This window comes from Enterobacter sp. BIDMC93, from assembly GCF_001037805.1.
GTDB lineage: Bacteria > Pseudomonadota > Gammaproteobacteria > Enterobacterales > Enterobacteriaceae > Enterobacter > Enterobacter hormaechei_C.
Map to the genome: position 1 here is coordinate 1,324,274 of NZ_KQ089962.1, position 13,548 is coordinate 1,337,821.

The 13,548-nt window shown below is 54.5% G+C and carries 12 protein-coding genes; 6 read left to right on the plus strand and 6 right to left on the minus strand.

The features are described 5' to 3' along the window. Positions 1-102: 102 nt before the first annotated feature. On the minus strand, positions 103-567 hold the full coding sequence (locus SK58_RS06300) for a multidrug/biocide efflux PACE transporter (protein WP_017382868.1): 465 nt from the start codon (positions 565-567) through the stop codon (positions 103-105). Positions 568-668: 101 nt separating this feature from the next. Between SK58_RS06300 and SK58_RS06305 the strand changes: the two genes are divergently transcribed. From SK58_RS06305 to SK58_RS06315, 3 genes are all read left to right on the plus strand, one after another. Continuing rightward, entirely contained in the window at positions 669-1,535 is an 867-nt protein-coding gene (locus SK58_RS06305; protein WP_015571771.1) for a LysR family transcriptional regulator, read from the plus strand. A gap of 92 nt (positions 1,536-1,627) precedes the next feature. Then, positions 1,628-2,806, plus strand: a complete 1,179-nt coding sequence (locus SK58_RS06310) for an acetyl-CoA C-acetyltransferase (RefSeq protein WP_017692722.1) — start codon at positions 1,628-1,630, stop codon at positions 2,804-2,806. A gap of 317 nt (positions 2,807-3,123) precedes the next feature. Continuing rightward, positions 3,124-3,807: an oligogalacturonate-specific porin KdgM family protein gene (locus SK58_RS06315; protein ID WP_003862842.1), complete on the plus strand. Its 684-nt coding sequence runs from the start codon at positions 3,124-3,126 to the stop codon at positions 3,805-3,807. 153 nt (positions 3,808-3,960) lie between these two features. Here SK58_RS06315 and SK58_RS06320 read toward each other — a convergent pair whose 3' ends face one another. Continuing rightward, complete coding sequence (locus SK58_RS06320; RefSeq protein ID WP_032619100.1) at positions 3,961-5,136, minus strand: oligogalacturonate lyase family protein; 1,176 nt, start codon at positions 5,134-5,136, stop codon at positions 3,961-3,963. Positions 5,137-5,436: 300 nt separating this feature from the next. On the opposite strand from SK58_RS06320, the gene kduI reads away from it, so the two are divergent. The 3 genes from kduI (at position 5,437) to SK58_RS06335 (ending at position 8,826) form a co-directional block, all read left to right on the plus strand. Continuing rightward, positions 5,437-6,273 (plus strand): 5-dehydro-4-deoxy-D-glucuronate isomerase, encoded by an 837-nt coding sequence (gene kduI, locus SK58_RS06325; RefSeq protein ID WP_023304358.1) that lies wholly within the window; start codon positions 5,437-5,439, stop codon positions 6,271-6,273. A gap of 63 nt (positions 6,274-6,336) precedes the next feature. Next, complete coding sequence (gene kduD / locus SK58_RS06330) at positions 6,337-7,098, plus strand: 2-dehydro-3-deoxy-D-gluconate 5-dehydrogenase KduD (RefSeq protein WP_003862835.1); 762 nt, start codon at positions 6,337-6,339, stop codon at positions 7,096-7,098. Positions 7,099-7,410: 312 nt separating this feature from the next. Then, a complete protein-coding gene (locus SK58_RS06335) occupies positions 7,411-8,826 on the plus strand; it encodes an arabinose-proton symporter AraE (protein ID WP_023304357.1) in 1,416 nt (471 codons plus the stop codon). Between the two features lie 84 nt (positions 8,827-8,910). On the opposite strand, the gene SK58_RS06340 is transcribed toward SK58_RS06335, so the two are convergent. The 4 genes from SK58_RS06340 to SK58_RS06355 are packed head-to-tail and all read right to left on the minus strand — an operon-like array spanning position 8,911 to position 13,136. Continuing rightward, positions 8,911-10,197: an ABC transporter substrate-binding protein gene (locus SK58_RS06340; protein ID WP_017382862.1), complete on the minus strand. Its 1,287-nt coding sequence runs from the start codon at positions 10,195-10,197 to the stop codon at positions 8,911-8,913. Positions 10,198-10,210: 13 nt separating this feature from the next. Further along, on the minus strand, positions 10,211-11,338 hold the full coding sequence (locus SK58_RS06345) for an ABC transporter ATP-binding protein (RefSeq protein WP_023295369.1): 1,128 nt from the start codon (positions 11,336-11,338) through the stop codon (positions 10,211-10,213). A 12-nt stretch (positions 11,339-11,350) separates the two neighbouring features. After that, complete coding sequence (locus SK58_RS06350; RefSeq protein WP_032649385.1) at positions 11,351-12,253, minus strand: carbohydrate ABC transporter permease; 903 nt, start codon at positions 12,251-12,253, stop codon at positions 11,351-11,353. Next, entirely contained in the window at positions 12,246-13,136 is an 891-nt protein-coding gene (locus SK58_RS06355; RefSeq protein WP_006811834.1) for a carbohydrate ABC transporter permease, read from the minus strand. Before SK58_RS06355 ends, SK58_RS06350 begins: the two co-directional genes overlap by 8 nt. Between the last annotated feature and the right edge of the window lie 412 nt (positions 13,137-13,548).

Below are 13,548 nucleotides of genomic sequence, written 5' to 3' on the forward strand. Positions count from 1 at the left end.
AACTATAAAACGAACAAAAAGGAGTGCAATTTACCATAATTATGCGTTGAGGTCGCCGTTGCTTCGCAGGGGGTGGGCCGGAGCAGGTCTCCGGCCGGAAGGTTATTCGCTTGCCAGGGCGCGTCGTTGCTGGCGGCGCTTGATGATTTTCTCCCGCAGGGTGTCGTACGCCCAGTTGTAGAGCATGGTGTACGGCAGGAAGAACAGAAAGAAACCAATTTCCAGGGTAAAAGCCTGGAGCAGCGTCACGCCCAGCACGGCGGCAACGATGGTTACGCCAATCACAATAAAGCCGCATTCAAAACCCAGGGCATGCAGGGCGCGCACTTTCGCCGTGCGCTTCACCCGCTGGACGGGCCAGAAACGGTCGAAGCCAAAGTTATAGATAATGTTCCAGAGCATTGCCGTGGTCGCCAGAATAATGGTGAGCCCCCCCATTTCAACCACCGAGCGCTGCATTAGCCACGCGGCCGTCGGGGCGAGGATCGCCGTAGCAATGCCTTCAAAACAGACGGCATGGAAGATCCGCTCCGGCAATTTACGTTGGAGTGCATCCTGATATTGCATATTTACCTCATATAGACGCCAGTATGGGCGTTGATGCCGCCTATTCTTATCGTTTAAGGTGATATATAAAAGATGGTATCCATCGATAAAGTAGATACATCATGCGTTACTCTCCCGAAGCACTGACCGCGTTTGTTGAAACTGTCGCCGCAGGTTCGTTTTCTGCTGCGGCACGGCGGCTGCGTAAAAGCCAGTCCACCATCAGCACCTCCATTGCCAACCTTGAAGCTGACCTTGGCTTTGAGCTGTTCGATCGCTCGGCGCGTCACCCGGTATTAACCGCCCAGGGTGAACAGGTGCTGGGCTATGTCCAGTCGATACTCGCCGCCAGCGCGCGCCTGGATGAGCTGGCCGTATCGTTAACCGCGCAAACGGAGGCGCGTTTTACCTTTGTTCTCTCCGATACGCTTAACCCGGCCGTGCTGGAAGAGATGATGAGCCAGTTCGACCAGCGTTTTCCGCACACGGAATTTGAGTGCCTGATTGGAGAAGAGGAGGACGTGATCGATCTGCTGCAAAAGGAGCGGGCGCAAATTGGCCTGACGGAAGCGCGCGACAGCTACCCGACCGATATTGGCGCGACCCGTCTGCCTATGCAGACGCGGATGGCCATCTACGTTTCTGCCGGACATCCTCTGGCAGGGCAACATGAGACGCAGGCGGACGAGCTGCATGGCTGGCGCGAGCTGCGGCTGAGCACCTATCTTGAACGGGAAGCGCCCCTTTCGCGCGGGCCGGTCTGGTCTGCGCCGAATTACCTGTTACTGCTGAGCATGGCGGTACAGGGCTTTGGCTGGTGCGCGTTACCCTGCGCGCTGGTCGACGAATTTGCCGCGTCGAAATCGCTGGTGCAGCTGAACGTGCCGGGCTGGCCGAGGTCGATTGCCATCGATCTGGTATGGAACAAACGAACCCCGCCCGGCGTCGCCGGAAGCTGGCTGCGCCAGTACTTACAGGACGCACGATAATCCTGTGACTAAACTCACTAATTTTAAACATTTGCGTCAATTGTTGATAACAATCCTCTACTATCGTCATGTCATTTTGCACAGAGGTCGTGATGAAAGATGTCGTTATAGTGGGTGCGTTACGTACGGCTATCGGCTGTTTTCAGGGAGCGCTTGCGCGTCACTCTGCGGTTGATCTTGGCAGCGTGGTGGTAAGAGCGCTGGTGGAACGCAGCGGGGTTGCCGCACATGAAATTGATGAGGTGATCCTGGGCCAGGTGCTGACCGCTGGCGCGGGACAAAACCCTGCGCGCCAGGCGGCGCTGAAGGGCGGCCTGCCTAATACCGTTTCGGCAATTACCATCAACGATGTCTGTGGTTCAGGTTTGAAAGCGCTCCATCTTGCAACGCAGGCCATCCAGTGTGGTGAAGCGGATGTGGTCATTGCCGGCGGGCAGGAGAATATGAGCCGCGCCCCGCATGTCCTGACCGACAGCCGGACCGGCGCGCAGCTCGGGAACAGTCAGCTGCTTGACAGCCTGGTTCACGACGGGCTGTGGGACGCCTTCAACGACTACCATATGGGCGTAACGGCGGAAAACCTGGCGCGGGAATACGGTATCAGCCGCGAGCTTCAGGATGCATATGCCCTCAGCTCACAGCAAAAAGCGCGTGCAGCGATCGACTCCGGGCGTTTTCGCGATGAAATTGTCCCGGTCAGTACCCAGCGCCAGAACGGCGAAGCGCTCATCGTCGATACCGACGAGCAGCCGCGCACCGATGCCAGCGCAGAAGGGCTGGCAAAACTCGATCCGGCCTTTGAAACGCTCGGTTCCGTAACGGCAGGCAACGCCTCATCCATTAACGACGGTGCGGCGGCGGTGATGATGATGAGTGAAAGCAAAGCCCAGGAGCTGGCGCTGCCGGTGCTGGCGCGGATCAAAGCGTTTGCCAGCGTGGGCGTTGATCCCGCGTTAATGGGGATCGCCCCGGTCTATGCCACGCGCCGCTGCCTGGAGCGGGCGGGCTGGGAGCTGAACGATGTGGATCTGATTGAGGTCAACGAAGCTTTTGCTGCACAGGCGATCTCGGTCGGGAAAATGCTGGAATGGGATCCGCTGCGGGTCAACGTCAACGGCGGAGCCATCGCGCTGGGCCATCCCATTGGCGCCTCCGGCTGCCGCATTCTGGTGTCGCTGGTCCACGAAATGAAAAAGCGTAACGCCCGAAAAGGGATCGCAACGCTCTGTATTGGCGGGGGGCAGGGGGTGGCCCTGGCTATCGAACGGTAATTTCTCCCTCTGCGCACAGAAAACCTCCCACGGGAGGTTTTTTTGTGTCCGCAGAATCCTTTTTTAACACTTATGCGTTCTTTCTGAAGCCCGCAATAATTATTGCGCGGTTAATTATTTGCTTTGTGAAGTGCTTAATGTGATCTCACGCCTGAAATTTACGGTTGATACCCTTTTTTTGTTGATGGGGTTCACGTCGATCTTTGCCAAAAAAAATGAAACAAATAATTTCGATCCTTGTCACTAAAATAACGATGCATAAAAAATAAACTCAAGTTTCATAAAAACGAAACGTTATTTTAATTGAGGGTTTTTTCATGTTTAAGAAATCTCTGCTCCTTGCTTCCCTTATTAGTGCCTCTTTTGCGGCTAGCGCCGTTACCGTCGATCTGCGTCACGAATATATTGACAGCGGCTCGAATGCCGACCGTGTTGCCGTCTCGCACCGCTTTGATAATGGCTTTGGTTTTTCAGTCGAGGCGAAGTGGAAATCAGGCGGGGACAAGGCAGATCAGCCATTCGCGGATGTAGTGGGGAACGGTCACGAAGATCAGATTAGCTGGCGCTGGAAAGCGACAGACAATATCGCCCTGACCCCTGCGTTTACGATTGAAAGCACAGACAGCCGCACCATTTATAAACCGAATCTGCATGTGCAATATAGCTTCGACAATGGCTTCTACGTGGCTGCGCGTTACCGTTACGAATATACCCGCTACCCGTCAAGCTCAAATAAGGACGATGATAAAGTTAACCGTGGCGATGCGTGGGTCGGTTGGGTATTAGGTGACTGGCGTACCGAGCTGAACTATGTTTACGCGAAAAGTTCTGAAGGCGTGGCCCGAAATAACAATAAAGATTATTCCAACGAATATAACGCCAAGCTGGCCTACAAATGGGATAAAAACTGGGCGCCGTATGTGGAGGTGGGCAACGTGGGGGTTAAAGACACGGACGAACGCCAGACCCGTTTCCGTTTAGGCGTGGCGTACTCCTTCTGATAATTTATCTTCTTCGCTAAAACTGCCGGGTGGCGCTTCGCTTACCCGGCCTACACCTTCCTTCCACTCCGTCGTTTCGTATGTCGCGCAATCACCCAAAAAAAAGCCCTCCGAAACGGAGGGCAAGGCCAGTTACAGAAACACTAACTCAAATCAGACATGCAACATTTCAGGTTGCTCAGGGAGTTTCGCGATATAGAGGGCCGGTTTGCCGTCTTTATCGGAACTGTACAGCACCGCTTTTTCGTCCGGCGTGAAGGACGGATGCGGGTGGGTTACCTGGCGGCTGTTCGCCACCGTAGCCCATGAGGTGTCATGACGGGCGATGCGGTAACAGGCTTTCTTCGCCACGTCAAAGGCATACAGATAAGGATCGTTATCAATGGTGTAGCCGCCGGTGTCTTTCACATCGACAGGCGTACCGGAGCCGTCGCCAACCAGCAGGGTGCCGTCGACGTTGCTCATCAGGTGCGAACAGGCGGGCATATTCATTACCGCTTCATTCACGCCGGTGTCCGGGTTGAAGCGGGAGATGGTGCGCCCTTGCTGACCTTTCAGGTAAGAAACGTAGATCAGCGCGGACCCGTCCGGCACCCAAAATTCATGTGTACAGCTTTCACCTTCCGCGTGCGTTTTCACTTTCCGCACGTTGCTGCCATCTTCGTTCACCAGCCACATGCGGGCGTCGACCAGGTCGTGCGGCCCTTCATGACAGAAGGCCACGGTATTGTCATCGAACGGGCGATAAATCGGATGTCCCAGCCAGATCTTCTCGTCATGAATGGTGGTGCTTTCACCCGTTTTCAGATCAACGCGCAGCAGGCGGCAGTGCGGCCCTTTGTGGAAGAAGTCGTGGAAAATTTTCCAGTCGTTGAGTGGCGTCCAGTCACGTCTGGCAATCTCAATACCCACCAGTTTGGTGCAGTCGCTGTTCGCGACCCAGGTGCCGTAGCCGACCCACTCTTCCGGGACGCGGTACACTTCGCGCTCTGCCAGCGTCTGTAAATCCACCTCCAGCAGGGTGCGATCGTTCTTCACATAGTAGAGGGATTTATCGTCCGGAGAGAGGAACCCGCCAAAGGTGTTATCACCCGCGCCTTCGGTCAACTGTACCGCTTCGGCGTTTTTCAGATCCAACAGGTAATAGTTCCAGTGACCGTCGAACTCCCCGGCGAACAGCAGGTGGCTGCCATCGTTAAAGAAGCACTTCTGGTAAAAGTAGTTGCGATGACAGGTTACTTCCGGTGGGGTCAGGCGGGTGACTTCCACGCCTGTATCCGGATCGCGGCTGACCTCATAGCTCAGCTTGACCCGCATACCTTTAGCCATAATGCACTCCTTTGAACGCGTAATGTAGGTTGAAAACTAGGTGATAAATTATCAAAACGTTGTTTCATTATGTGTGACTGACAGCGCACTTTCTCAGTTTCATTAACCAGAATGAGGGTCTTAAAGATTTATCGTGATCGAAACACCATTTCTGGCATAAACAAGCAGAAAAAATGAAACGTTGTTTTAAATGCAATTGAAAACCCCGTGGTCAGGGGATAATATGTGTTCATCACGAAAACGGAACGTTGTTTCGTTAATTATCTTTGCCTTCGGGCACGATCAATTCTGGAGGTTTACGTGGACGTCAGACAAAGCATCCACAGTGCGCACGCTAAAACGCTGGATACTCAGGGGCTGCGCAGTGAGTTTTTAGTTGAGCAAGTGTTCGAAGCCGACAAGTACACCATGCTCTACAGCCATATTGACCGCATTATTGTGGGCGGGATTATGCCGGTGGCGAAAACCGTCTCCGTGGGCGGTGAAGTGGGCAAACAGCTGGGCGTGAGCTACTTCCTCGAACGCCGTGAACTGGGCGTGATTAACATCGGCGGGCCGGGCACCATTACCGTTGATGGCCAGTGCTACGAAATTGGTCACCGCGACGCGCTGTACGTCGGCAAAGGGGCGAAAGAAGTGGTGTTCGCCAGCATTGATGGCAGCAAACCGGCGAAGTTTTACTACAACTGCGCCCCGGCTCATACGACTTACCCCACCAAAAAAGTCACGCCAGCGGATGTTGCCCCGGTGACCCTTGGCGATAACCTCACCAGCAACCGTCGCACCATCAACAAATACTTTGTTCCGGATGTGCTGGAAACCTGTCAGCTCAGCATGGGGCTGACCGAACTTGCGCCGGGCAACCTGTGGAACACCATGCCGTGCCATACCCACGAGCGCCGCATGGAGGTCTACTTCTATTTCAACATGGATGAAGACGCCTGCGTGTTCCACATGATGGGACAGCCGCAGGAGACGCGCCATATCGTTATGCACAACGAGCAGGCGGTCATTTCGCCGAGCTGGTCCATCCACTCTGGCGTGGGAACGAAAGCCTATACCTTTATCTGGGGTATGGTCGGTGAAAACCAGGTCTTCGATGACATGGACCACGTCGCTGTTAAGGATCTGCGCTAGTCGCAGGCAGTTAAGTATATATCTGCCTGTTGCTGACAGGCGCTGAACGATTAAGGAATAAACATGATTCTGGATGCATTTTCTCTGCAAGGTAAAGTGGCTGTGGTTTCCGGTTGTGACACCGGGCTGGGGCAGGGTATGGCGTTAGGTCTGGCTGAAGCGGGCTGCGATATCGTCGGGATTAACATCGTTGAGCCAACGGAAACCATCGAGCGCGTTACCGCACTGGGCCGCCGTTTCCTGAGCCTGACCGCGGACCTGCGCAAAATCGATGCGATCCCTGAGCTGCTGGATCGCGCGGTGGCGGAGTTTGGGCATATCGATATTCTGGTCAACAACGCCGGCCTGATCCGTCGTGAAGACGCGATTAACTTCAGCGAAACGGACTGGGACGACGTGATGAATCTGAACATCAAGAGCGTGTTCTTTATGTCCCAGGCGGCTGCGAAGCACTTCATCGCCCAGGGGAAAGGGGGCAAGATCATCAATATTGCCTCCATGCTCTCTTTCCAGGGCGGCATCCGCGTGCCGTCTTACACCGCATCGAAGAGTGCCGTGATGGGCGTGACCCGTCTGCTGGCGAACGAGTGGGCGCAGCACAACATCAACGTCAACGCGATTGCGCCGGGCTACATGGCCACCAACAATACCCAGCAGCTGCGTGCGGATGAAGAGCGCAGCGCGGCAATCCTGGAGCGTATTCCAGCGGGTCGCTGGGGTCTGCCGAGCGATCTGATGGGCCCGGTTGTGTTCCTGGCGTCCCCTGCTTCGGATTATATTAACGGCTACACCGTTGCCGTTGACGGCGGCTGGCTGGCACGATAATTCACCCCGAATAAAGAACCTCTGCCCTCGGGTGGAGGTTTTTTTTGCGCCAAAATTGGCTTTATCCATATCCTTAAAGATGAAAAATCCATACTGAAAAGGAATGAATGACGGGTGTCACACATTTATTGCTTAAATATTAACTAATTAATAAAAAATAAGGTTAAACCACCCTGATTTGAAATTGTAATGTCCATCACAGATCGGTATGTCGTAGCGAAATAATCCATATCTTCACCAGTTCCGGCCTGACACTTTCTTCCGGTATCTCGTAATTTCACTTAACGAATTTCGCTGTTGAGGCAGGAAACTATGACATCTGTAAATGACTCTACCCTTATGCCCGCTGCGCTGCGCGATACCCGACGCATGAACCAGTTTGTTTCTGTTGCGGCCGCCGTAGCCGGTTTACTGTTTGGTCTGGATATCGGCGTTATCGCTGGCGCACTGCCCTTTATTACCGACCACTTTACGTTAAGCAACCGCCTGCAAGAGTGGGTGGTGAGCAGCATGATGCTCGGCGCGGCCATCGGCGCGCTCTTTAACGGCTGGCTGTCGTTCCGTCTCGGGCGCAAATACAGCCTGATGGTCGGGGCGATCCTGTTTGTTGCCGGCTCTCTTGGTTCAGCGTTTGCAACCAACGTTGAAGTGCTGCTGCTCTCCCGCGTGCTGCTGGGCGTGGCGGTGGGTATCGCGTCCTACACCGCGCCGCTTTACCTCTCCGAAATGGCGAGTGAAAACGTGCGCGGGAAGATGATCAGCATGTACCAGCTGATGGTGACGCTCGGTATCGTGCTGGCGTTCCTGTCGGATACATACTTCAGCTACAGCGGCAACTGGCGGGCAATGCTTGGCGTGTTGGCGCTGCCTGCGGTGCTGCTGATTGTGTTAGTCATTTTCCTGCCGAACAGCCCGCGCTGGCTGGCGCAAAAAGGGCGTCACGTGGAGGCGGAAGAGGTGCTGCGCATGCTGCGCGACACGTCTGAAAAAGCGCGTGAAGAGCTGAACGAAATCCGCGAGAGCCTGAAGCTGAAGCAGGGCGGCTGGTCGCTGTTTAAGGCAAACCGCAACGTGCGCCGCGCGGTGTTCCTCGGCATGCTGTTACAGGCGATGCAGCAGTTCACGGGGATGAACATCATCATGTATTACGCCCCACGCATCTTTAAAATGGCCGGTTTTACCACCACCGAACAGCAGATGATCGCCACGCTGGTGGTAGGGCTGACCTTTATGTTCGCCACCTTTATCGCGGTGTTCACCGTTGATAAGGCCGGACGTAAACCCGCCCTGAAAATTGGCTTTAGCGTGATGGCGCTCGGCACCTTAATACTCGGCTACTGCCTGATGCAGTTCGATAACGGCACGGCGTCCAGCGGCCTCTCCTGGCTCTCCGTCGGCATGACCATGATGTGCATCGCCGGTTACGCGATGAGCGCCGCGCCGGTGGTGTGGATCCTGTGCTCTGAAATTCAGCCGCTGAAATGCCGTGACTTTGGTATCACCTGTTCCACCACCACCAACTGGGTGTCGAACATGATCATTGGCGCGACCTTCCTGACGCTGCTGGATGCGATTGGCGCGGCAGGCACCTTCTGGCTCTATACGGTGCTGAACGTGGCGTTTATCGGCGTGACCTTCTGGCTGATTCCGGAAACCAAAGGCGTGACCCTGGAGCATATTGAACGCAAGCTGATGAGAGGGGAGAAACTACGTAATATCGGCGTGTAATGTCATTGCCCGGTGGCGCTTCGCTTACCGGGCCTACGATAGCCTGTAGGCCGGGTAAGGCGTAGCCGCCACCCGGCTTTGTGTTTACCGCATCGCACGTCTCAAAATACGCTCCGCCTGACGCTGGAAGTCAGCGGCCGTCTCTTCCACGGTTTTCTGCCCGTAGTCGATATACTGCAAAGAGGTACCGAACTGCGCCACAATCTGTGGGTCGTCAAAGTATGGCGAGACGGTGAGTTTCGCCGGCAGCGACTGCGCCAGGCGCAGGCCCGCCACGGATGGATCGTCCTCTTTAATGGTGCCGTCTTCGGTCAGATACTGCACCGCCACTTTGCTCAACGGCACGCCGCGCTCAAGACCCAGCGTATCAACCCCTTCTTTGCTGTTGAGCAGGAAGTTAATCAGCTTCGCTGCCGCTTCCGGGTTTTTGGTCGTCTTACCAATCGACAGCATCTGCGCCGGTTTGAAGAACAGACCCGCGTCGGTGGCGCCCGGCAGCATTGGGTAGCTGCCCAGCTCCAGTTTCGCCGGTGGCTTCAGGTTGTCGGAATATTTGTTGATGGTGGAGTTCCACATGTAGGTGCCGCCCCATTCACCCTGGATCCACGGCTTCATCTCATACATGTTGCTCTTACCGAACGAGGCATAGTATTTGGTGTCCGGCATGACGTGGCTGTCGATCAGCTTTTTGTAGGTCTGGAAAAACTCCACCCACTGTTCCTTTGTGTAGCTGAACTTTTTGGTTTTCTCATCCACCGCAGGAATGTTGTACTTCTGGATCATGTACGAATTCAGCAGCGCCAGCGTATCCTGGTGCTCCAGGATCACCGGATAGTATTGCTTGCCGAGCTTGCTCTCGAAGGTTTTACCGGCCGCCATCAGCTCGTCCCAGGTTTTCGGGTACGCAATACCCGCTTTTTTCCAGGTTTCGTCATTGAAGTAGAACACGCGCGCCGTCACCGAGATCGGAATGCCGTTCAGCTTGCCGTCCACGGTGGTGGTTTGCAGCTCTTTGGGATCGAACTGCGACAGGTCGATCACGTCCTTCATCTTGTTCAGATCGTAGAAGCCGTCACCGGTTTTGGAGAAGATCGGCAGCCAGTTCCAGTTGGTCTGCATCACGTCCGGCTCGGTGCCGCCCGCAATCTGGGTGGTCAGACGGGAGAGGTGACCGTCCCAGCCGGTGTATTCCGCTTTTACGTTGATGTCCGGGTTCTGCTTATGGAACTCTTCCAGCGCTTTCAGAGTGACCTGGTGACGGCCATTGCCGCCCCACCAGGACATCCGTAAATCCACATTCTGCGCCATTGATGGCAAAGCGGTAAGGCCCAGGGTCGCGGAGATTGCTGCGCTTAAAAGCACTTTTTTCATTTTTATCACTCCATCAGAGAGAGAGGTTCTGTTCAGTTTTTGCGTCAAAAATATGACACTTGTTCATCTCAAACGTGAAATACACCTTACGATGAAGCCCTTTATCAATCATTGGCTTAGCTTCATCGGACGGGATTCGGGCGGTCAGTTCGTAGTCCGCGACCTTCAGGTACACAAAGAATTCGTGGCCCATGTTCTCCACGCGCACCATCTCCCCGCTACAGCCGCCATTCGGGAAGGGCTCATCAGAGAGCGACACAAATTCCGGGCGCACGCCGTAGAAGATCTCCTGACCCGCGTAAGCCGCGACTTTCTCCTGCTTCTCCGCGTTCAGCGGCATGGTTTCATCGCCAATGGCGATGTGCAGCTGGCCCGCTTTTTCGACCAGCACGCTTTTGCGTATATTCATCTCCGGCGCGCCGATAAAGCCCGCCACGAACATGTTCTTCGGCTTGTGGTAGAGGTTGTCCGGCGTGTCCACCTGCATGATATGGCCGAGCTTCATCACGCAGATGCGGTCGCCCATGGTCATCGCTTCGGTCTGGTCGTGGGTCACGTAAACGGTGGTCGCCGGTTTTCCTGACTTCTTCAGCTGCTTGTGCAGGTCAGAAATACGGATACGCATCGAAGCGCGCAGTTTGGCGTCGAGGTTTGAAAGCGGCTCATCGAACAGGAACACATCCGGTTTTTTCACAATCGCACGGCCTACCGCCACGCGCTGCGCCTGGCCGCCGGAAAGCTGGCGCGGCAGGCGGTCGAGCAGCTCTTCCAGCTCAAGAATTTTGGCGGCTTCATTCACCTGAGACTCAATCTGATCTTTCGGCAGTTTGCTCAGCTTGAGACCAAAGGCCAGATTCTCGCGCACCGTCATGTGCGGATAGAGGGCGTAGTTCTGGAACACCATTGCAATACCGCGCTCTTTCGGCGCGAGGTTGTTCACGATCTTGTCGCCGATGCGCACCTCGCCGCCGCTGATGGTTTCCAGCCCCGCCAGCATGCGCAGGGTCGTGGATTTGGCGCAGCCGGATGGGCCGACGATCACCATGAATTCCCCTTCAGCAATTTTAAGATCGATAGCGTGTACCGCTTTAAAGCCGTTGGAGTAGACCTTTTCCAGCTTGTTGAAAATAACTTCAGCCATGGTATTTCCCTCTTAACCTTTAATTCCGCTGCTGGTGACGCCCTGTACGAAGTAGCGCTGTGCCAGGAAGAAGACAATGATGGATGGCAGAATGGAGATGCTCGCCATTGCCAGAATTTCGTTCCACGGCGCGCCTTCGGTGACGTCGATGGACATTTTCAGCGCCAGTGCGATGGGGTATTTATCCACGCTGTAGACGTAAATCAGCGGCCCGATAAAGTCGTTCATGGACCACATGAACTGGAACAGGGCGACGGAGATAATGGCCGGTTTCAGGATCGGCACCACCACGTACCACAGCACCTGAATGGAGTTACAGCCGTCTATCTGCGCCGCCTCTTCCATGTCACGCGGGACGCCGCGCAGGAACTGGATCAGCATGAAGACGAAGAACCCCTGAGTGGCGAAGGCCAGCGGCAGGTACAGCGGCATATAGCTGTTGAGCATGCCCATTTCACGGAACATCAGGTACTGCGGGATCAGCAGCACGGTGCTGGGCAGCAGCATGGTGGTGATGAGCGTAGCGAACCAGAACTTCTTCCACGGGATCTCGAAGCGGGCAAAGCCGTACGCCACGATGGTGGAGGAGATAATGGTCAGGATCACTTTCGGGATCACATACTTAAAGGTATTCAGCATGTAATGGCCGAAGTTGTACTCGGTGCCGGTTTTCCAGCCGTTTACGAAACCATCCCAGGTGGCGTGGGCTGGCCACAGGCTCAGGGTGGTGAAGATCTCGTGGTTCGGTTTGAACGACGCGGAGAACATCCACACCAGCGGGTAAAGCATCAGCAGGCCGACAGCCAGCAGGATCACATAGCGAACGGTGGCGTTGATTTTCTCTCTGCGCAGCGTGCGGGCCACTTCGCGTTCGGCGACGCTTCTTGCCGTGGAGAGTTGTTGAATATCAGCCATTTTTGCCTCCTTTATCGGCGGAGTAGAACACCCAGTATTTCGACGACTTAAAGGCGATACCGGCGAAGACAGCCACCACCAGGAACAGGACCCACGCCAGCGCCGCGCCATAGCCCATATCGAAATACTTAAACGCGGTGTCGTAGATGTAGAGCGAGAACAGATAGGTCGAATAGGTTGGCCCGCCGCCGGTAATCACGTACGGCCCGGTAAATTCCTGGAACGCCTGCGTGGTCTGCATGATGAAGTTGAAGAAGATCACCGGCGTAATCAGCGGCACGGTCACCTTCATGAACATCTGCCATTTCGATGCGCCATCGATCATCGCCGCTTCATACTGGGACTGCGGGACGTTTTGCAGCGCGGCCAGGAAGATGACCATCGCGGAACCGAACTGCCAGACACGTAGCAGGGTAACGGACATCAGCGCCAGCGACGGCTCGCCCAGCCAGTTCACCGGATCAAAGCCAAATACACCGATAAAGCTGTTCAGCAGACCATCAATGGCAAATAAGGCGCGCCACAATACGGCAATGGCGACGGAACTGCCGAGGATTGACGGAATATAGTAGGCCGTTCGGAAAAAGCCGATGCCGCGTAATTTAAAGTTCAGGACAAAGGCAATGCCTAATGCAAAGGCGAGCTTTAACGGGATGGTTAAAAATACATAGGCAAAGGTCACGCCCATGGATTTCCAGAAGAGCGTGTCTTCGGTAAACATGTAGCGATAGTTTTCAATGCCGTTAAACACCGGCGGACTCATCAAATCGTAATCCGTAAAGCTGAGGAAAAACGATGAGACGAAGGGGAATGCCGTAAAGAGTATCAGCCCGATGATGTAGGGTGATATCCATGCGAGCCCCAGCAGCTTGTTTTCATTCATACATACCTACCTGGCAATCAATGGTTTAATACGAAATCTGCTTTGTTACATTTTCCCAGGCCTGCGATGCGCGGCATGAGAGCTGAAATTCAGGGTGCAACGTCTGGCAACGGCGAAATCTACGTTTGTTTTTTAACGCTTTTTTGTCTTTCTTTGTGCTGTAAGCGCTTCTGGTTTCAAAAGAGCTGAACCGGCGTTCTTGGATACTAAAACATCGTTTTATTTTATATTATTGCGATTTGTTTCTGCGTCATTCGCTTAATGGTGGAAATGTGATCGGCGTCGAAACGCTGTTTCAATATAGTGAGGGAGGTGGCATTTTTGACTTTTCACGAAGCTTTGCCGCCGGCCATGAGGAAGAGATAACGAAGCAAAAAGGGAGCGGGAATAAGAATAGTCACGCAGCGTGGCT

Coding starts and splice junctions, on each gene's coding strand:
- SK58_RS06300 (WP_017382868.1), bottom strand. CDS start 567: ATGCAATATCAGGATGCACTCCAACGTAAATTGCCGGAGCGGATCTTC.
- SK58_RS06305 (WP_015571771.1), top strand. CDS start 669: ATGCGTTACTCTCCCGAAGCACTGACCGCGTTTGTTGAAACTGTCGCC.
- SK58_RS06310 (WP_017692722.1), top strand. CDS start 1,628: ATGAAAGATGTCGTTATAGTGGGTGCGTTACGTACGGCTATCGGCTGT.
- SK58_RS06315 (WP_003862842.1), top strand. CDS start 3,124: ATGTTTAAGAAATCTCTGCTCCTTGCTTCCCTTATTAGTGCCTCTTTT.
- SK58_RS06320 (WP_032619100.1), bottom strand. CDS start 5,136: ATGGCTAAAGGTATGCGGGTCAAGCTGAGCTATGAGGTCAGCCGCGAT.
- kduD (WP_003862835.1), top strand. CDS start 6,337: ATGATTCTGGATGCATTTTCTCTGCAAGGTAAAGTGGCTGTGGTTTCC.
- SK58_RS06335 (WP_023304357.1), top strand. CDS start 7,411: ATGACATCTGTAAATGACTCTACCCTTATGCCCGCTGCGCTGCGCGAT.
- SK58_RS06340 (WP_017382862.1), bottom strand. CDS start 10,197: ATGAAAAAAGTGCTTTTAAGCGCAGCAATCTCCGCGACCCTGGGCCTT.
- SK58_RS06345 (WP_023295369.1), bottom strand. CDS start 11,338: ATGGCTGAAGTTATTTTCAACAAGCTGGAAAAGGTCTACTCCAACGGC.
- SK58_RS06350 (WP_032649385.1), bottom strand. CDS start 12,253: ATGGCTGATATTCAACAACTCTCCACGGCAAGAAGCGTCGCCGAACGC.
- SK58_RS06355 (WP_006811834.1), bottom strand. CDS start 13,136: ATGAATGAAAACAAGCTGCTGGGGCTCGCATGGATATCACCCTACATC.